The organism is Bacillus sp. SIMBA_074 (assembly GCF_046534555.1).
GTDB lineage: Bacteria > Bacillota > Bacilli > Bacillales > Bacillaceae_G > Bacillus_A > Bacillus_A mycoides.
On sequence record NZ_JAWRYM010000001.1, the window covers coordinates 379235 to 400857 of the forward strand.

The 21623-nt window shown below is 36.1% G+C and carries 24 protein-coding genes, 1 other RNA gene and 1 riboswitch; of the genes, 4 read left to right on the top strand and 21 right to left on the bottom strand.

Features of this window, described 5'->3' with window-relative positions; genetic code table 11:
- Positions 1-7: 7 nt before the first annotated feature.
- The 13 genes from pbuX to SB773_RS01965 all read right to left on the bottom strand — a co-directional run bounded on the left by pbuX (position 8) and on the right by SB773_RS01965 (position 11731).
- Positions 8-1330, bottom strand: a complete 1323-nt coding sequence (pbuX, locus tag SB773_RS01905; protein ID WP_289403529.1) for a xanthine permease PbuX — start codon at positions 1328-1330, stop codon at positions 8-10.
- A gap of 3 nt (positions 1331-1333) precedes the next feature.
- On the bottom strand, positions 1334-1927 hold the full coding sequence (locus SB773_RS01910) for a xanthine phosphoribosyltransferase (protein ID WP_002030831.1): 594 nt from the start codon (positions 1925-1927) through the stop codon (positions 1334-1336).
- A 107-nt stretch (positions 1928-2034) separates the two neighbouring features.
- Positions 2035-2136, bottom strand: a riboswitch (purine riboswitch).
- A gap of 104 nt (positions 2137-2240) precedes the next feature.
- Positions 2241-2999, bottom strand: coding sequence for a type I methionyl aminopeptidase (locus tag SB773_RS01915; protein WP_410588326.1), 759 nt, complete (start codon positions 2997-2999; stop codon positions 2241-2243).
- A gap of 154 nt (positions 3000-3153) precedes the next feature.
- Positions 3154-3627, bottom strand: a complete 474-nt coding sequence (locus tag SB773_RS01920) for a GNAT family N-acetyltransferase (protein ID WP_410588328.1) — start codon at positions 3625-3627, stop codon at positions 3154-3156.
- 48 nt (positions 3628-3675) lie between these two features.
- Complete coding sequence (gene ypwA, locus SB773_RS01925) at positions 3676-5193, bottom strand: carboxypeptidase (protein ID WP_410588330.1); 1518 nt, start codon at positions 5191-5193, stop codon at positions 3676-3678.
- 118 nt (positions 5194-5311) lie between these two features.
- Entirely contained in the window at positions 5312-7249 is a 1938-nt protein-coding gene (locus tag SB773_RS01930) for an ATP-dependent DNA helicase (protein ID WP_002011942.1), read from the bottom strand.
- A gap of 138 nt (positions 7250-7387) precedes the next feature.
- Positions 7388-7570 (bottom strand): DUF3921 domain-containing protein, encoded by a 183-nt coding sequence (locus tag SB773_RS01935; protein WP_002126488.1) that lies wholly within the window; start codon positions 7568-7570, stop codon positions 7388-7390.
- Between the two features lie 61 nt (positions 7571-7631).
- On the bottom strand, positions 7632-8771 hold the full coding sequence (locus tag SB773_RS01940) for a THUMP domain-containing class I SAM-dependent RNA methyltransferase (protein WP_002011868.1): 1140 nt from the start codon (positions 8769-8771) through the stop codon (positions 7632-7634).
- A gap of 180 nt (positions 8772-8951) precedes the next feature.
- Positions 8952-9343: RNase P RNA component class B (rnpB, locus tag SB773_RS01945), an RNA gene on the bottom strand.
- Between the two features lie 87 nt (positions 9344-9430).
- Positions 9431-9766 carry a cell division regulator GpsB gene (gene gpsB / locus SB773_RS01950; RefSeq protein WP_000622426.1) on the bottom strand — a complete coding sequence of 112 codons (336 nt, stop codon included), beginning with the start codon at positions 9764-9766 and terminating at the stop codon, positions 9431-9433.
- Positions 9767-9863: 97 nt separating this feature from the next.
- Entirely contained in the window at positions 9864-10418 is a 555-nt protein-coding gene (locus tag SB773_RS01955) for an SLOG family protein (protein WP_002158553.1), read from the bottom strand.
- Between the two features lie 56 nt (positions 10419-10474).
- Entirely contained in the window at positions 10475-10912 is a 438-nt protein-coding gene (locus tag SB773_RS01960) for a CotD family spore coat protein (RefSeq protein WP_199673392.1), read from the bottom strand.
- Between the two features lie 156 nt (positions 10913-11068).
- Positions 11069-11731, bottom strand: coding sequence for a YppG family protein (locus tag SB773_RS01965; protein WP_410588335.1), 663 nt, complete (start codon positions 11729-11731; stop codon positions 11069-11071).
- 177 nt (positions 11732-11908) lie between these two features.
- Between SB773_RS01965 and SB773_RS01970 the strand changes: the two genes are divergently transcribed.
- Positions 11909-12100, top strand: coding sequence for a YppF family protein (locus SB773_RS01970; RefSeq protein ID WP_012260642.1), 192 nt, complete (start codon positions 11909-11911; stop codon positions 12098-12100).
- 25 nt (positions 12101-12125) lie between these two features.
- Here SB773_RS01970 and SB773_RS01975 read toward each other — a convergent pair whose 3' ends face one another.
- Together SB773_RS01975 and SB773_RS01980 are read right to left on the bottom strand one after the other, a co-directional pair.
- Positions 12126-12470 (bottom strand): YppE family protein, encoded by a 345-nt coding sequence (locus tag SB773_RS01975; RefSeq protein ID WP_410588337.1) that lies wholly within the window; start codon positions 12468-12470, stop codon positions 12126-12128.
- 15 nt (positions 12471-12485) lie between these two features.
- On the bottom strand, positions 12486-12728 hold the full coding sequence (locus tag SB773_RS01980; RefSeq protein WP_002011865.1) for a hypothetical protein: 243 nt from the start codon (positions 12726-12728) through the stop codon (positions 12486-12488).
- A gap of 118 nt (positions 12729-12846) precedes the next feature.
- Between SB773_RS01980 and SB773_RS01985 the strand changes: the two genes are divergently transcribed.
- Positions 12847-12993, top strand: a complete 147-nt coding sequence (locus SB773_RS01985; protein WP_307838389.1) for a phage portal protein — start codon at positions 12847-12849, stop codon at positions 12991-12993.
- Between the two features lie 343 nt (positions 12994-13336).
- On the opposite strand, the gene SB773_RS01990 is transcribed toward SB773_RS01985, so the two are convergent.
- A complete protein-coding gene (locus SB773_RS01990) occupies positions 13337-14362 on the bottom strand; it encodes a DUF2515 domain-containing protein (protein WP_410588339.1) in 1026 nt (341 codons plus the stop codon).
- A gap of 103 nt (positions 14363-14465) precedes the next feature.
- Between SB773_RS01990 and recU the strand changes: the two genes are divergently transcribed.
- Positions 14466-15068, top strand: coding sequence for a Holliday junction resolvase RecU (recU, locus tag SB773_RS01995; RefSeq protein WP_410588341.1), 603 nt, complete (start codon positions 14466-14468; stop codon positions 15066-15068).
- 66 nt (positions 15069-15134) lie between these two features.
- Positions 15135-17870, top strand: a complete 2736-nt coding sequence (locus tag SB773_RS02000) for a PBP1A family penicillin-binding protein (RefSeq protein ID WP_410588343.1) — start codon at positions 15135-15137, stop codon at positions 17868-17870.
- Positions 17871-17896: 26 nt separating this feature from the next.
- Here the strand turns inward: SB773_RS02000 and SB773_RS02005 are convergent, their stop codons facing one another.
- The 5 genes from SB773_RS02005 to SB773_RS02025 form a co-directional block, all read right to left on the bottom strand.
- Positions 17897-18415, bottom strand: coding sequence for a YpoC family protein (locus SB773_RS02005; protein WP_002189007.1), 519 nt, complete (start codon positions 18413-18415; stop codon positions 17897-17899).
- Positions 18416-18418: 3 nt separating this feature from the next.
- Positions 18419-19066 carry an endonuclease III gene (nth, locus tag SB773_RS02010; RefSeq protein WP_000933020.1) on the bottom strand — a complete coding sequence of 216 codons (648 nt, stop codon included), beginning with the start codon at positions 19064-19066 and terminating at the stop codon, positions 18419-18421.
- 15 nt (positions 19067-19081) lie between these two features.
- Positions 19082-19789, bottom strand: a complete 708-nt coding sequence (dnaD, locus tag SB773_RS02015; RefSeq protein ID WP_000728546.1) for a DNA replication protein DnaD — start codon at positions 19787-19789, stop codon at positions 19082-19084.
- Positions 19790-19910: 121 nt separating this feature from the next.
- On the bottom strand, positions 19911-21098 hold the full coding sequence (aspB, locus tag SB773_RS02020; protein WP_410588347.1) for an aspartate transaminase AspB: 1188 nt from the start codon (positions 21096-21098) through the stop codon (positions 19911-19913).
- 18 nt (positions 21099-21116) lie between these two features.
- Positions 21117-21620, bottom strand: coding sequence for a cell wall elongation regulator TseB-like domain-containing protein (locus SB773_RS02025; protein ID WP_002030789.1), 504 nt, complete (start codon positions 21618-21620; stop codon positions 21117-21119).
- Positions 21621-21623: the final 3 nt, after the last annotated feature.

Here is a 21623-nt window from a genome sequence, read left to right on the forward strand (position 1 = left end):
TGCTTTTTTACGCTTCTCTTACTGCACTTTGCATCGGAACTGGCTCTTCTTTTACTTTCACTTTACGCTGCGGCACCATATTAAATACAATATTTAAAAGTACTGCTGATGCACTTCCAAGTACAATTCCGTTATCAGTTAAAATACGGATGTTTTCCGGAAGCTGTGAGAATAACGTTGGAACGACTGTAACTCCAAGTCCGATTCCGACAGAACATGCAACAATTAATAAATTTTCTTGTTTTCCAAAATCAACACTGCTTAACATTTTAATACCATATGCCATAACCATGCCGAACATTGCTAGCATTGCACCGCCAAGTACTGATTTCGGAATAATTGTTGTAATGGCTGCGATTTTAGGAATAAACCCAAGAGCAATTAACATACCACCACAAGTATAGATAATGACGCGATTTCTTACTCCAGTTAATTGAACAAGTCCTACGTTTTGAGAATATGTTGTGTATGGAAATGCGTTAAAAATACCACCTAGAACCATTGCTAATCCTTCTGCGCGATAACCTTTTGTTAATTCTTTTTCACCGATCTTTTTATTACAAATATCAGATAATGCAAAATATACCCCTGTTGCTTCCACAATTCCTACGCAAGCAACGAGAATCATCGTAATAATTGGCGTTAATTCAAATGTTGGTGTACCGAAGTAAAATGGCTGAATACCGTGGAACCAATCCGCTTCTCCAACCGCTTGCAAACTTACTTTCCCCATAAATGCTGCAACGATTGTACCGAACAATAGACCAAGTAATATAGAGATTGAACGAATAAATCCGTCAAAGAAACGATACATAATGATGATAAATAATAATACACCAAATGCTAACGCTAAATTTTCAAGACTACCGAAATCTTTACTTCCTACTCCTCCAGCCATATCATTAATTGCTGCTGGAACAAGTGTAACTCCAATTACGGTAACGACAGATCCTGTTACAACAGGTGGAAACAGTTTTACAAGCTTTCCAAATAATTTCGCAAAAATAACAACGAATAACCCGGCAGCAATAATCGCTCCATAAATAGAAGACACCCCGTATTGTTTTCCGATTGCAATCATCGGTCCAACCGCTGTAAATGTACAACCAAGTACAACTGGAAGTCCAATACCGAAAAAGCGATTTGATAATGCTTGTAAAATTGTCGCAACGCCGCACATTAATAAATCAATTGAGACTAAATATGTTAACTCTTGTTGATTTAAACCAAGTCCCCCGCCGACAATAAGAGGAACAATAATTGCGCCAGCGTACATGGCAAGCATGTGCTGCATACCAAGCGATGCGATTTTAAATGGGTGCTGCTTCATCGTTTATTTCACCTCCGCAGTTTCTTGCTGTACAAATGTAACTGTGCCGTTATCAAGTGATGCAATTTCTGCTAGTGACTCAACACGAACTCCTTGTTCGCGAAGCTTCTTTCCTCCATCTTGAAATGCTTTTTCAATAACAATACCAATTCCTGCAATACTTGCTCCAGATTGCTCTACTAAACTCATTAAACCTAAAGCAGCCTGACCGTTTGCTAAAAAGTCATCGATAATTAAAACGCGATCATTTTCATCGATATGATTTCGAGATAATGAAATTTCATTCGTTTCTTGTTTCGTAAATGAGTATACGTTTGCAACGTACATATTATCTTGTAACGTTAACGATTTACGTTTTCTTGCAAAGATTACTTTTACACCAAGCTCTAATGCAGCCATAACTGCTGGTGCAATGCCTGAAGATTCAATCGTCACGATTTTTGTAATGTTCTCTTCTTTAAAACGTTTAGCAAATTCTTTTCCGATCTCTTGCATAAGTACTGGGTCAATTTGATGATTTAAAAATGCATCTACCTTTAATACGTCACCAGATAAAACCTTTCCTTCGTTCAAAATCTTTTCTTGTAATACTTTCATGTTTGTTCCCCCTCTTATGCAATAAAAAAACTCCAAAAGCCGCCACCACTCGTTACAAGTGAGAGACGCGCTTTTGGAGTTTCGCAAAAAAGAATGCTAAACAAGCAAATATATTCGTCCTCACTCATAGTCAAAGTATTTACGGTACTTCGGTAGAAACTTGCAGGCCATATCCCCGCGATTATATGAGTGTAGCTAACTATTTATTTTATAGAAGGATTATAACGCACTTTTTAAATTTTGGAAAGCATTTATTAAAAAAACACGTACGAATTTTATGAAAATACTATTTTCGTTCGAGTTTTGCAAACTCTTACATTTCATATTTAAGCGTCGTTAAAATGATTGGACCATCTTTTGTAATCGCAATTGTATGCTCATATTGAGCTGATAATTTACCGTCCATCGTTCTTGCAGTCCACCCGTTTAAATCTACTTTAGAATATCGCATACCGGCATTTACAATAGGTTCAATTGTAATTACCATTCCTTCTTGTAATTCTGGTCCTTGCCTTGGCTTACCAAAATGAAAAATTGCTGGTTCCTCATGAATCTCTTTACCGATCCCGTGTCCCGTAAAGTCTCTTGCGACAGAAAAACCTTTATTTGCTACATAACTTTCAATTGCATAGCCAATGTCTCCTACATGATTACCGATTACCGCCTGATCAATCCCTTTATACAAAGCATTCTCAGCTACTAACAATAACATTTCTGCTTCATCAGAAACGTTTCCAATTCTATACGTCCAAGCAGAATCTGAAAGACCACCATTTAAGTTTACTACCATGTCAATTGTTACAATATCGCCCTCAGTTAAAGGAACATCCGCGGGAAACCCATGACACATTTCATCGTTTACAGATGCACATATCGCATATGGATACCCGTTGTAACCTTTCTGTTCAGATGTTGCACCATGCTTTTCTAAATATGCTTCAACAAACATATCAATTTCTTTTGTCGTAATACCTGGTTTCATCATTTTGGCAATTTCCCTATGACATGAAGCAAGTAATTTCCCAGATTCATGCATCAAATCTATTTCATTTTTCGTTTTAATTGTAATCATACTACCTCTCCTTACTAAACTTGCTATTTGCTACTAAACTTCAATCATACACATCCTCTTCCAAAATTTCAAAACTTCTAATTACAACAAGTACAAAAACAAACATCATTTATTTCTACATCAAAATAAAAAAACAGAAGCTCTCCTCTGTTTTTTAATCATTTTTACATATATAATTCATTTTCAAAAACTCAAAACAACTACCATTTGTTTTCTGTATAAACGTTCCAACAGCTTCAAATCCTGCTCTTTTATACACTTTAATCGCTCTTTCATTAAATGTCGCTACTGATAGTGTTATATAATTGCATCCGTATTTTTCTTTACTAAAAGCTAGTCCAGCTTTTACGAACTGTAGACCAAATCCATTCCCAGTTATATCAGGTCTCATTCCAAGACCTATATCAACCGTTTGATTATTTATGTTACTAAAACTAAAGAAACCAATGAGAGTACCATTTTTCTTCACAGAAAATGTATGATTCCCTCTACTCTCATCCTCTAAAAACTCAGCTAAATCTTCTTCATCTACCTCTATATCATAAAAGGAATACTCCCCTTCATAATGCCAGTTATATGCAATTTCTTCTGCTTCCGCTTGCGACATTACTGTAAACATATAGCCCATTTCTCTCACTCCCTCATAAAAAAAAGCTGCAATTAAGCAGCTCCTGTTTTATAACTCATAAATCTCTTTATATTTAGCTTCTAAATAATCAGCTAAGTAGTTTGCATTTAAACCTTCACCTGTCACATCTTTTAAAATTTCAAGTGGTTTTTTCGTTTTGCCATATTGGTGAATATTCTCTGTTAACCATTCACGAATTGGTGTCACGTTTCCTTCTTCTAATAATGCATCAAAGTTTGGAATATCCTTTAGCATCCTATGTTTAAATTGCGCTGCATACATATAACCAAGCGCATAAGATGGGAAGTATCCAAATGAACCACCAGCCCAGTGAACATCTTGCAATACACCTTGTGCATCGTTTTCCGGACGAATTCCTAAATATGCTTCCATCTTATCATTCCAAGCCGCTGGCAAATCCTTCACTTGTAATGTACCATCAAATAATTCTTTCTCAAGTTCATAACGAACCATGACGTGAAGCGGATATGTAAGCTCATCTGCTTCTATACGAATAAACGATGGCTTCGATTCGTTAATCGCATCATAAAACTCGTCTACTGATATATCATTGAATTGACCATCGCTATACTCTTTTAATAAATCATAATTTTTCTTCCAGAATGATTTATTACGACCGATAAAGTTCTCAAAGAATAATGATTGTGACTCATGAATACCCATAGAAGTTCCACTACATAGCGGTGTACCTTCAAATTCCTCTGCAATATTTTGTTCATATACAGCATGACCACATTCATGAATCGTGCCGAAAACAGCCATACGGAAGTCTTTCTCATCGTAACGAGTCGTAATACGAACATCACCTCTATTTAATTTAATTTCAAAAGGATGTACCGTTTCATCAAGACGACCCGCTTCAAAGTTATAGTTCAATTGTTTTAATAACTCTAAAGTAAAATTCTTTTGTTTTTCTTTTGAAAAATGTTCAGCTAAAGCATTTGTTTTTAATTCTTTTTTAGACTCAGAAATTTCTTTCACAAGCGGAACGATACGTTCACGTAGTTGACTAAATACATGATCTAACACTTCTACTGTGATTCCCGGCTCATACATGTCTAATAGCGTGTTATATTTGTACGTTTCGTAACCCCAATATGTAATAAACTTCTTTTTGAATTCAACAATTTTTTCTAAATACGGACGGAACATTTCGAAGTCAGATTTTTCGCGAGCTTCTTCCCATACACTTTCCGCTTTCGCTTCTAATTTCACATACGCTTCATATTCCTCTTGTGGAATTTTCTTATTTCTATCATATTCTTTACGACACTCTTCAACCATTTTCTTTGTCGTTTCAGAAAGTTTATTTTCAACAATTAAAGATTCTAGTTCAGTTAAATAGTTCCCCATCTCATCTGAAGTCGACATCGCAAACACTTCGGATGAAAGCATTCCAATTACTTCTGAACGCTGGTCTACACCTTTTTTAGGCGCACCTGTTCTTAAGTCCCAAAACATTAAGCTTAATGCTTCCCCGTAATTCTGTATCTTCTTCACATATGTTAAAAATTGTTTTTCTACTTCATATGTAGCAACTGTCATAGTATAAAAAACCTCCTTTTTCTACCTCAAACTTATTTCGACACTGAAACATAAATTCCTTTTCTAATAGAAAAAAAGCTTGGCAAATGCCAAACTTTTCCCTACAACATTTTTTCGCTTAAAGTACTTTTCCTTCTACCGGAAGTACTTTCTTCACTGCTTCTATCACTTTTTCATCTTCATTATCTGATAAGAATAATGATATAGCACCTTTATCTTCACTTGTACGAATTAAACGTCCAATTCCTTGGCGAAGACGTAAAATCATATAAGGCACATCTACGTCCCAGAATGGATCATTCACATGTTTACGCTTCGCCTCAAACACAGGATCGTTTGGAGGGAATGGTAATGACCAAATAATAACATGTGATAATGATGAACCTGGAATGTCTAAACCTTCCCATAAATGAACGGCACAAAGTACAGTCTCTTCTTCATTTTGGAAACGAGAAACGAGCTGACTAATTTCTTGATCTCCTTCATATAGGAACGGAACTGACATTTGCTCTTTACTTACATATTCTTTAAACGCTGCAAGTTCTTGCGTTGTACGGAATAATACGAGTGTACGTCCATTTGTTTTTTGTATATTTTCAAGTGTATATTGACACTTTCTTTCCCATTCATTTTCTTTCGTATACGGAAGTAAGTTTACTGTCATTTGCTCTTCATAATCAAACGGCGAAGCAACTGAGAATGATAAGTAATCTTTTACCCCTAGACTATTTGCAGTAAATGCGAACGAATCATTGTCAGATAATGTCGCAGAAGAGAAAATATATGGAATCTTCTTCGAGAATACTTTTTCTTGTAACACTTCTTCAACTGCACGCGGCATAATAACTAATGTGAAAGCACCATCGCCTTCTTCACCCCACGTAATTACATTTTTCTCGTGCATGAAAAGACGAAGTGAATGCTCTAACACATCTAAATGCTCATCAACAATATTTAAATCGTATGTGTTTACTGTATGCATTTCACTTTCAAATACTAATGCATCACCGACTTCACCGATTTTCGCATAAAGTCTTTTCGCTTCTGCAGTTACCTTTTCTGTCACAGTAATTTCTAAACGATCAGAACCTTCAATTTCCTTTTTATTCTCTTGTAGTACCCCAAAGAATTGTTCAGTTTGCCAAATTGTTTCTTCTACTAAATGTGCGAACTCTTCACGAATATCATTTTGTAATAATCTCGTTAAAAGTTGCTCCATCATCGTTTGTTTTAAACGGTACGTTAAAGCTTTTTGAGCTGCATATTCTACAAGATGCCCTTCATCGAATACAACGCAACTACTTTCTGGTAATAACGGAATTTGTCCTTCACGTTTGCGAGCTTCGTACGTCCAAATATGATCCATATAGAAATCTTGAGAACAAATGATTAAATCTGCCGCTTTACGATAATGCTCGCGCGAAAGAGTTTGACCACAACGATGACGAGAATCACAAGTGAAGCAATCTTGGAAGTAATCCCAGTTTACCTTTGACCATTCCTCGTCATTTAACAGTGGAAATTCTTTTCGATCACCATAGTGAGTAAAGTTCTGCATCGTACCATGATCGAATACGAACTGAGGCAATTCGTAATATACATCTTCAATTACTTCTGGAGCTCGTCCACTCATAACATCTTCAAGTTTACGTAAACATAAATAATTATCCATTGACTTCGCAAGTCTAACATCAACAGATAGCCCTAATGCTTCAGATAACTTAGCAATGTCTCCTTCTTCTTTCACAAGCTGCTCAATTAACGTTTCATCTGCACAAGCGATAATAGCCGGCTTCCCTGTATAACGTGCATAACAAATTGCATATAAAAGATATACAATTGTTTTCCCTGTTCCTACACCTGCTTCTGCAAACATAACTTTCTTCTCTTGGAAAGCGCGCTCTAACTGAAACGCCATAAAAATCTGTTCATCACGCTCTTCAAAGCCTTTTTCCGGAAGAATGTCGTAAAACACATCTCCAATCCATTCATTCAACTTATCATAAAAATTATCTTGTTTTCCTACTTCAAATGGTAACCTATTCTCAGTAAACATCCTTAGCCTCCAACCAAACAGTTTTTCTATAAAAAGATATAGCAACTGCTACTCACATGTGTGCAGCCACTTTCCCCTGTTACAATACATAGAAATACACGAAAAAAAATTTTCCTTTCGAAAAAGGAAAATTTTTTTCTATATTAATGACCTTAAATAACGTTTATCAATCGCTGTTTCATGTGAAAGAGCTGACAAATATTCTTCCTGCGCTTTTTGTATTCCATCTACAATTGCACCTTGACTATCCACTTCTTTTCCGAGCTCATCATACGTACGGTGAATAGCTTTTTGAATCATCGATAATTGGAAACTATCCATATCACTTCCTCCTTTACGCATTACATAATAGCCAGTATATGCGTGCTGGAGGAGTTTTATACTATGAATTACGCGGTGGACGCTTTCCGAAGTATTGATAGTAATCTGTACGGATAAATCCGTTAAACAGTTTACGCTTTTTCGATGCATCTTTCCCATAACATTTCTCAAATGCTTCATAACTTGTTAATAAATACATTGACCACGTATCTAATGGGCGGAATACCTCTCCCATTTCTTTATATAATTTTTCAACAAGCGCTCTTTCACTTAAACGTTCTCCGTATGGAGGATTCGTTACAACATAGCCATATTCCTCTTTTGTCGTGAAATCTTTTACTTGCATTTGTTTAAATGATATAAGATCCCCTAATCCAACTTCTTCTGCGTTATCTTGGGCAACTCTTATCATACGGTGATCGATATCTGATCCAATGATTTGCAATGGTTGATTATAATTAGCTAAATCTTCAGCTTCTTGACGAGCTTCGCGCCAATTTTGTTTACCAACCCAGCCCCATTCATCCGATGCAAAGCCTCGGTTAAATCCTGGTGCGATATTTTGTCCAATTAATGCAGCTTCAATTGGAATTGTACCAGATCCACAGAAAGGATCAACGAAAGGACGATCCGCCTTCCAGTTTGTTAACTTAATTAAAGACGCAGCTAATGTTTCTTTTAAAGGCGCTTCACCTTGCTCAAGACGGTATCCACGTTTATGAAGACCTACACCACTCGCATCGATTGTTAACGTCGCAATATCCTTGAGCATTGCAATTTCAATACGGAATAACGGTCCATCTTCTTCAAACCAAGTTGTGCGTCTATACGTTGTTTTTAATTTCTCAACAACAGCCTTTTTAACGATACGTTGGCAGTCTGAAACGCTAAATAATGTTGATTTCAAAGATTTCCCAATAACAGGAAATTCTCCGTTCTCTGGAATATAATCTCCCCAGTTTAACGCTTTTGTTTTTTCAAATAACTCATCGAATGTTGTTGCTTTAAATTCGCCGACTTTAATTTTCACACGGTCTGCAGTACGTAACCATAAATTCGTACGACAAATCGCTTTTTCATCCGCTTCAAACGTTACCTTTCCGTTTTCCACTTCACATTCATAACCAAGATCGCGAACTTCTCGGGCAACTAACGCTTCAATACCCATTGCCGCTGTTGCAATTAAAGTAACTTTTCCCATTTGCATTCACCTCTTATGTATAATCAAACAATAATTAATAACATGTTGTCCTATTAATTATCACATATTACGAAGAATATTCTCACTTACCATTTTAACTCACAACTTATAACTTCATACAAATAAAAAGCCCTCCTCTAACAAAGGAGAGCTGAGTTATTTCATAGTTGGTTCATAACGTTCTGTAAGCCATGTTCTGTTCCTTTGTACTGCAAACGGCCCACGCCTCGTACTCCGGTGGTAATCATCTATCTACAGGTTACGAAAACCTGTCCTTTTCCGTCGTTCATTTCCTTGGAAAAGATTCCCCTACCATTATTTGGGTTTCTCGCTCGTGGGGTTTACCTCGTTCCACTCCTATCATTTCTTCAAGGACTTCGTCACTGTGGCACTTTAAAGGTAGTCAAACCATATCCGAAAGGACTTAGGTTTTTTCCCTGCCGTTAAACCAGCCTTGCAGCCAGAATACCCTAGCTTATGACTTGGCTAGGCACGAACACTACAGCCATCTCAGGCCGTGCGAGCATGGACTTTCCTCTACAACGTTGGCGTTGCAGCGATTACCCAAACGTTATGACAAACATTAGTATAGTGGAAACAAAAAGATTTTGCAATGTTTTTTTCTATGTAAAATGCTTTAACCTTTTTGTTACCTTAATTTATTCGTATAACTTACTTCCAAACACAGCTTTTTCTAAATTAGATAGACGTTTTAAAATATCCGTATTCGTATTGTTATACACTGGTTGTGCAACTGGTGTTTGTACCGGTTGTTGCGGAACTTGTGTTGCCGCTACTTTTTGTTCTTCTAATTCACGTTTCAAACGAGCATTTTGTTGTTTTAATTGATCAAATTCCTTATGAAAAGCTTCATAATCTTTAATAATCATATCAAGAAACTTATCTACTTCTTCTTGTTGATAACCTCTCATACCTGTTTTAAATTCTTTTTCTAAAATATCTTTCGCTGTTAATTTAATTTTATCCGAAATCATTTTCTTCACCTCAAATTTTTGCCAAAGCTTTCATTAACTAAATTTTTTCAGAAACAACGCCTTTTGTCAATCAAATATACGAGTACTATATTACATATTACTCTGCATTATTCCACTGTTCCTCTTCCATTATATCTTGTAAATCAGAAAAAAGAATGAAATAACTGTGATAATTTTCTATTTCTCCTTTTTTCTTAGCTGCTTCTACAATATATTTAGGGCTCCCAGACTTTTCTTCATCATATACAGCTAAAAGTGCATCGCTTTTTTCAATAAAAAATTGATTCTTTAATTTAAATTGCTCTGGGCTTTCGTACTTCCGTTTCGTAATACTATCAATATGATCTGCTTGTGAAAGAATAAATTCGTAATATTCACGGTTATCTTCCTTCCAATTTTCTTCTTGTTCTAAAAAAGGAGTAAATACCGCTAATTTTAAATCTGGATATTCTACTTGAATTTCAAAAACAACTTCAGCGGCCCATAGCTCTACTCCTAACTGACCGCTTATAATAACCCATTCCAAACCATCTTCTACAAAAGCAGTTAATTTACGACGCAGCGCCTTTTTTATACATTCTACTCCTGGATGATCATTTTTAAATATTCCAAGCTCAAACGGCTTATATCCTGTTACAGCAACGACTTTCATATAAACACTCCAATTACAAAAAAAGAACTAGCATTTCGCTAGTTCTAACATATCATTTACTTTTTAAACATTCCACCAACGTTTGGTCCGATATTTGGTCCAAATGGTGATACATTCGGTCCTGGTCCAAATGGTGAAACGTTCGGTCCTGGTCCAAATGGTGATACATTCGGTCCTGGTCCAAATGGTGATATTTGATGCCCATGGTGATGATGGCCATGACCGCATGGTCCACATCCCCCGCCAAATCCACCAACAGATCCTGGATCACCAGGGTCTACAACATTTACGTTCGAGTTTGTTTGTGGGAAGAAGTTTTGATTTTTAATTTGTTGATGATGTACATGTGTTGTATGCGTTGGGAAAATGTGTGGCACCACCGTTGTTGAAAAAGAATGTGTTACGCACTGTTTTGCCGGATGAATGACAGGAGCAGTTGTACAAATAGGTCCTACAGGCTTATGCCCTCCAAAGCAAGGATGACAATGATGCATAGTTTTTTCTCTCCTCTCTCATTAAAAAAATCTGACTACACTTTACAATATGAGCGAGGGGGTAAAGCCGCTTGTTATATATACCCATTTATTTCATGGAAATTTGTCTAGTATCCAATTTCATACGTAATACCTATTATAGACAACCCCCTACTATTATTTACCAAAAAAGCCCCCGACTTGCTTAACAATCCCTGTTACTTGATTCATCGCGTTCATCATTTGTCCAGCCGTGTTCATCATTTTATTTACATCGTAGTTACCATCTGATGATTTAAATTGTGAAACAAAACTAGAAAACTGACTTGGTTGCTGTTGCTGTTGCTTTTGTTTATTCATCTTTGGATATGGTTGTTTTGGTGGATAAAACATAGCTTGTTGATTTACATATTGAGCTGGCGACATGTAGTTTTGTGAATTCATATACGCTTGCTGTGGTTGATTCATATACATTTGCTGCGGTTGATTCATATGTGGTTGTTGCGACTGATTCATATGTGGTTGTTGCGACTGATCCATGTGCGGTTGTTGCGGTTGATTCATATGCGCTTGCTGCGGTTGATTCGTATACGCTTGTTGCGGTTGATTCATATGCGGTTGTTGCGGTTGATTCATATGCGCTTCCTGCAGTTGATTCATATGCGCTTGCTGCGGTTGATTCCCAAATGACACTTCAAATGGTTGATAATAATTTTGGTTTCCATAATGAGGTTCGAAAGGATACATATTATACCGTAAATATGTATCCGGATTATACTGGTACATATTTTGCTGTGCATATGGATCTGTTTGCTGATATACATTAGGTTGTTGAAACATGCATACTCTCCTCCTTCACATAAGTTTCTACATATAGAATATGTACCTATAAAATAAAATGTGTAAAGGAGTATCTGTCTGTTTTTGTCGGAAGTTTAAATTTTTAAAAAAATTAGAAAGTAAACCCTTCCATGCTATGATAATAAGGAAGAAGATTCTCATTGGGGAGGAATCAACATGGTATTAGGGGATTTAAAACAAGCGTTTTCTCAAAAAAAGGGGTATTACACAGAAAATTCGAATGAACTGTTAGACTTTGCAAGACATTGTTATCTTGAAGGAAAAATATGCATTTCAGATTACCGAACATTAATACGTGAATTAGAAATAAACGGTGCAACAAAACCTACAACAGTGACAGAGGCATAAAAAAACAAGAGGGTTTTCCCTCTTGTTATTTACATTGATCTACGATATTTTGCAAAGTATACGAAATAGCTTGATGAGTTTCAAAGAAACGTTTGCCTTTTCCCTTATTAACAAAACATTGTAGCACATTAGTTTGTAAATTATCATACACTTGATCAATTTGTTGTACATGTATATACTTAGGTCGCTCTTCCTTTATCCACCTATAAGCTAATTCTTTCCACATCTCTAACTCCGCATCTACAATATCAACAAATGTCTTCATATCCTTATAAAAATCATATTCAGCCATCTCTCTTTTTTTCACATTCGCTTCATCATTATACTGCATTAACTTCTCCGAAGACTGGATTAATGCTTCATGTCCCATTTTGTTCCCACCTTATTATGCACTCACTACGACGTTTTGAAATGTCTTTACCCAGCTCCCTTTTTCTTCGTGATGCACTAATTTATTTTCCATATGTTCTATATGCATTTCTGTTATTTCTATCTTATTGCATATTTTTTCACCTTTATCCTTCAATGCATGATTCATTCTAATCCCAATCTTCATTTCCAGCAAATCGAGAGAACTTAACATTTGATCCATTTTTTTCATAACATCTTCCTTCTGAACCATCGCCATATTTAAAACGCCCCCTTCTTTGCCTTTCCTTTGTCATGTAATTTCGCCGATTGATTAATTACTCCTTCTCACATGACAAAACTAGTTGATATTCGTCAAAGAAATCATTTAGTATGCCATTTTTAGAAATGGTAACAATACAAAAAGGAGGTGTATTACGATGACAAAAAATAAAAACGAAAAAAAGAAAAAGCAAAACAAACAACAAAACAAACCTGAGACTGGTAATCCAAAGCTTGATGGTCCAAATTTCCCCGCTACATAAAGTGAAACTTTAATCAGTGGGGTTTTGTTCATCCCCCACTGATTATTAGCCCGCACCAATCGGGTGTTTACGGACAGCAGGGCTTCCACCTACCTTCTTTGCTCCAGCCAAATTTTGAGGTGGGAGTTTTACTGTCCGCAAATAGCGGGATAAAATGACACTTTAACCAAAGTGGCTTTTACAAACAACTATTTTCTAGTCTACCTTACCTCTTCGCTTTCGATAAGTGTTGAAGTTAAAGTCGTACTGCTGGCAAATAGCCGATTAGAAAGTAACTTGTTGTAGAGCATATTACTTTTAATAAAGAAGTCCCGCCTTCATTTAAGAAGGCGGGACTTCTTTATTATATCATGAACTCATCTATTCTTTTAACAAAACTACTTAATATAGAAAGAGTATGTATTTGCTCCCTCTTCTTTCTATACCATTCTGTTATATTAATTTCCCCCTTAGGTTTTTCAAGTAAAAATAATGAATCTATTTCCAACCCTTCACTAAACCAATCTTTTTCAATTAATTTTTCATGAGTGACAATAGAATACACATCCCGAAGAGCCGGCGTACATGATTTTCTAATTCCCCTTATATTACATTCATAATCCATCCTTGATCCTGTATGCCTAGTTTGCACTGCAAATTTATAAAAAGAAGCCTTATACTTTGAATGAAATAATAACCAAGCTAATTGCTTCCCCAGTTCTATACGTTTTTGCAACGTTTCAAATTGATAAACTGAAAATCCATACATTCCCCCTTCCACCATTGGAAAAATAACTGCACTAACGTGAAATATTTCTTGAAATTTGAATAGTGCAGTATCAAATACATGTTTTTGAAAGTATGCATTCTCAATTACTGGTTTTTGAATTTTATTTTGTTCATTAATAATAAGTGCCGTCATAAGCCTATTTATATCTTTTTTCTCCCAAAACGCGCCCCATTCTTTTTCCATAAAAATTGATATGTTGAAAAATTGTAACAAATGAAAGAGCGGCGCACATCTCTTTTTACTTTCCTCATACAGTAATAGTTGAGGAAATGCATCTAAAAAAATGAGCCAATTGGCTTTCTCATACAAATGAAATAATCGTCTCTTAACTGTTTGAGATAAAAGATTAGAATAATATTCTCCTTCTAAATCTGTCATGTTCCATCCCCCATTCCTTGAAACCATGCTTGCTAAAAAAGACCATCTAATTTCTCTATTTCTCAAATAATATTCTTGGTAAGATTGTGTACGTGAAATATTATCTACGTTAGCTACATCCGTGCTCTCCTTAATATTAAGAACTATAGCTTTTTCCTCTTCTGTACAAAAAATATCATTACGGGTCTGTTTAATTTTTTCGTAATCATTCCATCGAAACATGAGTAAGTCACCATACCTTTCTTGAAAAAGGTCACATCTTTTTTCATTTTTTGATATAATCACCTTTGTAAGTAAATCTTATCAAGTTGGGAGTGGACAAAATATGACCATTCGTTACCCAAATGGAAAAAGGTACGATCAAGCTTCACAACCTCATAAAACACCAATAAAAAAACATACTTACAGTAATAGAGGTATGTCCCTTGAAGAGGAATTGAATGACACCAATCAATATTACTTAACCCATAATATTGCATGCGTACATAAAAAACCTACACCTCTTCAAATTGTAAAAGTAGATTACCCCGCTCGAAGTGCTGCAGTGGTAAAAGAAGCGTATTTCAAACAACCTTCTACAACAGATTACAACGGTGTATACAAAGGGAAATACATCGATTTTGAAGCGAAAGAAACTAAAAATAAAACCAGTTTTCCACTTCAAAACTTCCACCTTCATCAAATTGAACATATGAAGCAAGTAGTCGCTCATAATGGAATTGCATTTGTTATTATTAAATTTACACTTTTTGATGAATTTTATTTATTAGATGCAAAACATATTATTGCATTTTGGAATCGTCAAAATACTGGTGGACGTAAATCGATTACAAAACAAGAAATAGAAGAGCATGGGTCTTTATTATCATGCGGTTATCACCCTCGAATTGATTATATCCGCGTACTAGACACGATTTATTTTTCGTGATAGAGTCATCACTAAGGCTCTTTTTTCGACTTTTGGGGGAGAGAATGAAAGGTAGGAGAAAGTATAATGTCAGATAATTATCGTTCTCGTACAGAACGAAATCATGTAAAAAATCAAACGAAAGAAACAAATAATAAAGAAGAAAAACCAAAGAAAAAAGGTTCCTTTTTCAAGAGATTTCTTATAGGTTGTCTACTTCTTGGTATCGTCGGTCTCGTAGCTGGCGTTTCGGCCTTCTTTGTTATGGTAAAGGACGCTCCAAAACTAGACAAATCAAAGCTAGTCAATCCTTTATCAACAAAATTCCTTGATAAAAACGGGAATTTCTTCTATGAATACGGTGCTGAAAAACGAACCCATGTTACATACGATCAAATTCCAAAAGTAATTGAAAGTGCATTCCTTGCGACTGAGGATGCTCGTTTCTACGATCATAATGGAATTGATTTTAGACGTACTGGAATGGCAGTCATGGAAAATGTCACTGGTGGTTTTGGATCACAAGGTGGTAGTACGATTACACAGCAAGTAGTTAAAAACTATTTTCTAACGATGGACAAAACTGCAAAAAGAAAAGTGCAGGAATGGTACTTATCTTATAAGTTAGAGCAACAGTACTCAAAACATGAAATTTTAGAAATGTACTTAAATAAGATTAACCTCGGTAATCGCTCTTACGGTATTTCAACAGCAGCAAAAAAATATTACGGCAAAGATTTAAAAGACATACAACTACACGAAGCTGCAATGCTCGCTGGTTTACCCCAAGGTCCTAACATTTATGATCCAACAAAACCAGATAACGTTGATAGAGCAACGAAACGTCGTAATATCGTATTAACATTAATGAACCGACACGGGTATATAACGAAACAAGAAATGAATGACGCAATGCAAATCTCTGTAACACAAGGACTTCTTCCATCTTCAGAAGTGACTGAAATGAAGTATCAAGCATTTATAGATGCTGCTGTAAAGGAAGTTGAAAAAGAATACCCTGATGTAAATATCGGTTCAGATGGTTTAACGATTCATACAACACTTGATCAAGATGCTCAAGATTACGCTGAGAAAATTATGGATGGCAATCTCATTAAATATCCAAACGATCAGTTCCAAGGATCATTTGTATTTATGGATACACAGTCTGGAGAAGTTCGAGCAATTGGTGCTGGGCGTAAAGAAAGTAAGTCTACTTTCAAAGGTCATAATATGGCAGTTGATTTAAAACGCCAAGTTGGTTCAACAATGAAACCAATTTTCGACTATGGTCCAGCAATTGAGAATCTTCAATGGTCTACTTATCATCAATTAAATGACTCTGAATATACTTACTCTGATGGCACAAAGATTAAAAATGCTACAGGTAATTTTAAAGGTGACGTTTCACTTCGTGAAGCATTGAAGAAGTCATTAAACATCCCGGCTTTAAAAACAGCTCAAGCAGTCGGTATTCCTAAGGCACAAGAGTTTGCTGAAGGTTTAGGAATGACGTTTAAAGATGGGAAAGCATATGAATCTACTGCAATCGGTAGTAATGAAGGCTCTCCGTTAGATGTCGCTGGAGCTTATGCAACATTTGGAAATGACGGTGTATACAATAAACCTCATTTCGTTAAAGAAGTTATTTTCCCAGATGGAAAAAAGAAAAGCTTTAAACCGAAAGAACAGCGTGCAATGCACGACTATACAGCTTACATGGTTACTGACGTTCTTCGTGACGTAGTAAAACCTGGTTCTGGCGGTACAGGGTCAACAGCATATGTTTCTGGATTCGACGTTGCTGGTAAAACAGGAACACAAAACTTTGATAAATCTGTTATTAAAAAATACGGTATTCCAGCAGATGCCAACAGAGATAGTTGGTTCGCAGGATATACACCACAATATACAATGGCTGTATGGACTGGTTATGAAAAAGATAGCCCAGAAAATTACATTAGCGATCGTTCTACTAGAATTGCTCAACAAATGTTCCAAGCAATGATGAGCAAATTTGCTACGGATAAATCTCGTTTCGAGCGCCCTTCTTCTGTACAAGAATTAAATGGAGAACTGTACATTAAAGGTGCGAAAAAAGATGCAGTTAAACAAATTAAAGTAGATCCACCTAGTGGCCTTAATGTCGCTTTCGATGGTGCTAGCACAGTGACACTGAACTGGTCTGGACCATCATCAAATGTTGATGCATACGCAGCAAGCTATAAAGCTACTGACGGTTCTAGTGGTAGCTTATCAGTAAGCGGTACGACAGCTACTCTTGGTGGTATTAAACCAGGTGTTACTTACAGTTTCTCTGTAGTAGCGAAAAAGGGTACTGGAACAAGCCCTGCAGTTGGTGCATCCTTCACTGCCCCTGGCGGAACTCCAGATGCGAAAAAAGCTGACGAAGAAGCTAAGAAAAAAGCTGACGAAGAAGCCCTGAAAAAGACCAATGAAGATAAACTAAAACAAGAAGAAGCTAAGAAAAAAGCTGATGAAGATCAGCGTAAACAGCAAGAACAGCAACAGCAACAACAAGAACAACAACGTAAACAACAAGAACAACAGCAGCAACAAGAACAACAACGTAAACAGCAAGAAGAAGCTCAAAAGAAAGCCGCTGACGAAGAGGCTAAGAAGAAAGCTGACGAAGAAGCTAAGAAAAAAGCTGACGAAGAAGCTAAGAAAAAAGCTGACGAAGAAGCTAAGAGAAAAGCTGACGAAGAAGCTAGAAAAAAAGCTGAAGAAGAGCAGCACCAACAAAATACCGGAGAAGATACACCTCACGCGGACGGAAATGTTGTTACAACAGAGTCTTAATAAACAAAAAAAGAAGTCGGTTTCTCTTAATGAGAAACCGACTTCTTTTTTGTTATCATTTTCTTTACATATAGCTTTTCTATTTCGATATACAACTGTACTAATTGAATATACGAATGGTAATTACTCGGTTTCTTTATAATAAATGAATATCGCTCCATAAAATTAACAGGTTGTACTTCCAATTTATTCGTATTTACTTGCATCTCATTCAAACTATGAACAGGCTGCTCATTTAACCAATATATAACCGATAGAAAGTGCGCTGCAAAAAGAATCATCGGACCCTCAGCTTCTTGTTTTTTTCTGTTCCGAAATAGTATAGCAATTTCTTCATGCTTGCTTTTCCATATATTTAACACCGCTGGAATACTTGTTTCAATTTCATTCCATGGCTCATATTTTCTTTCAATATCAAATATAAAGTAAGTATTTTGTATTATCTCTTCAAAAGATTGGTCTGTGTGATACGTAATCGAATTTGCACTCTCTTTAAAAAATGGTACGCACCGAAACTCTTTCGGTATTTCTATAACTCGCTCCATCCTTTATTTCCCCTTCATTCGTTTCTTTCCTTCGCGACATATTTCTAGTAATCGACACTCTTCACATTGTGGTCGCTGCGCCTTACAGTAATAACGTCCGAAGAAAATCATACGGTGGTGTGTAACTCCCCACTCATCCATTGGAATTTTCTTCATCAATGTCTTTTCCACTTCTAACACAGAATCTTTCCATCTACAAATTGCTAACCGTTTACTCACTCTCTCTACATGCGTATCAACAGCAATCGCTGGAATCCCAAACGCTACCGAAACAACTACATTCGCTGTCTTTCTCCCTACTCCTGGTAATTTCGTCAGCTCATCACGGTCTTCTGGAACTTTCCCGTTATAATCATCTAGTAACATCCGGCACAATTTTTGAATATTTTTCGCCTTATTTCTAAACAATCCAATGGAACGTATATCTTGTTGTAATTCTTCTAAAGACACACTTAAATAATCTTCTGGTGTTTTATATTTTTGAAATAAGTTTTTCGTCACTTTATTCACAAGTGCATCTGTACATTGCGCAGATAATGCCACTGCGATTACAAGTTCAAATGGATTATCATGAATTAATTCACAATGCGCTTCTGGATACATATCCGCCATTGTATCTAAACAATAACGAATTTGCGTTTTGTTCAACATATCTTTCCTCCTACACTACTGCTCCAACCAATTATAAAAAGGCACTTTCCCAGTAAATTTCGTCTCTTGTTTTGTCGTTTGTTGTGTGCGTTGTTGATTCGCTCTAAATTTCTGGCCTTGATTTTGCGCTTGATCTACCGTTTTAATTCCGTTCTTTTTCCACTCAAACAAAATACGATCAATATACCGGAAATTAAGTTTACCACTCATAACAGCTTCACGAAGAGCCGCTTGAATTAAATTCGGATGGTGTTGATCTTGATCTTCCCACATCCCTAATGTTTCACATTCAAATGGCGAAAGTGGTCTTCCGAATTCTTTTTCAAATACTGTATATAAATTTACTTGAATTTGTTTTTGTTCTTTTTGCTCTTCCTCTATAGATTCATTCATTAAAAAGTGCAATATTTTTTCCCACAGTGGTTGTAAAGAATAACTTTCACACATCATCGCTTCAGATCTTCGTCCACCTTCTAGTGCTAAAAAACCTTTTTGGATTAAAGTCTGAATCACTTCCATGCATTTCATTTCTGTTATCGTCATCCGTTCTGAAATCTCTGAAGGAGTCGGGAACGAATTACCTGATTCTAAAAATGTGTGTACATGAAGTACTACCATAAATTCCGTCTCATTTAAACCTAGCTTTTTATAATGCATCATAAGCAATTTAGGAATCGCTATGCTTCCCTGTTCAAACCATTGTAACATCATTTTCTTTTTCATCACCAAACACCTCGTTCTCTAGTATAACACACCTTTAGCCATTTCTTTTTGCCACAATTCGTCAAAAAAACCTCCCTATATATAGGGAGGTTTTTTGCCATTTACTACAAGAAACAGACGATTAAGCCTGTACTTTACTTTTCATGAACGTATGAATTCGTTCTAATGCTTTCTCAACTTGCTCAAGAGATGTCGCATACGATAATCGAACGTTATTTGGTGCACCAAATCCTGTACCTGGAACTAGAGCCACCTTTTCTTCTTCTAATAATGCTTTTGCCCACTCATCAACTGTATCATACCCAGCTAACGCTACGGCTTCTTTTACATTTGGGAATAAGTAAAAAGCACCTTGTGGCTTAATGCAAGTGAAACCAGGAATTTGAATTAATTTATCATAAATAATGTTCAATCTTTCTTCAAACGCTTGACGCATTGTTTCTACAGGTTCTTGTGAGCCTGCATACGCAGCAATTGCACCGTATTGAGCAATTGAAGTAGGGTTTGACGTACTATGACTCGCTAAGTTCGTCATCGCTTTAATAAGCTGCTTATTTCCTGCTGCATATCCAATACGCCAACCTGTCATAGAATGTGATTTAGATACACCATTAATAATAAGTGTTTGTTCTTTTAATACATTAGAAAGCTGGGCAATTGAAGTATATTCCGCGTCACCATAAATTAATTTTTCATAAATCTCATCTGAAACGATTAAGATATCATGCTCTAAACATACTTCTCCAAGCTGTTGTAATTCTTCTTTGCTGTAAATCATCCCTGTTGGATTGCTCGGTGAATTAATAATAACAGCTTTCGTTTTCTCTGTAATTGCCTCACGCAGCTGCTTTGCTGTAATTTTGTACTCATTGCCTTCTAGACCTTCTACATAAACTGGCTTACCACCAGCAAGCTTTACTTGCTCAGGATAACTTACCCAATAAGGAGTTGGGATGATAACTTCATCTCCTTCATCAAGTAACACTTGGAATAATGTATATAATGCATGCTTGGCACCATTACATACAATAATTTCAGATGGATCATACGCAATTCCTTGATCACGAGTAAACTTCTTCACAATTTCTAGTTTTAACGCTTGTAATCCACCTGTTGGTGTATATTTCGTATGTCCTTCTAACATCGCTTTATGCGCAGCATCCATAATATGTTCTGGTGTATTAAAATCAGGTTCCCCTGCCCCTAATGCAATTACATCATGACCTTCTGCTTTTAATGCTTGTGCCTTTGCTGTAATTTCTAAAGTTGAAGACGGTGTTAAAGCAGCTACTCGCTTTGCTAATTTCATTTGTAGTTCCCCCTACATCTATTTTTCAATGCTATATCGTCTTAAAAAGTTCCCATCTTTAAATTCAAGATAGTAGTAACTATAACGATTGTCATCATCAATATATGTAACTTCCCATAATGGTATATTATTTTCAAAGCCTAATTTTGCTTTTAAAATTTCTTTCGGCTTACTTTTGGGTTCTTTACTTTCATCTCCGACTTGTTCAATCGTTCTTTGTAAAGCATCTTTTTCAGAAATACCTTCGCTCTTTTTCCTTACTATAGTTTCCCCTTTTTTCTCAGGCACCCAAACGATAAGTTGTTCTCCTTTTTCATCTGTACCTTGTACGACTGTATATGAAGATTTTCCGTTATAATAATCAACGGTATTTACCTTTGTAAGCTTTGCCTTTTCTTTCGCAATTTCTACAGACTTTGACTCTTTTGGAATTTTCTTTTCCATCGCTTTATTATAAACATATGCCCCATATATTCCGCTAGCAACGATAACGATAATGATTGTAAAGATCCACTTTTTCATTGT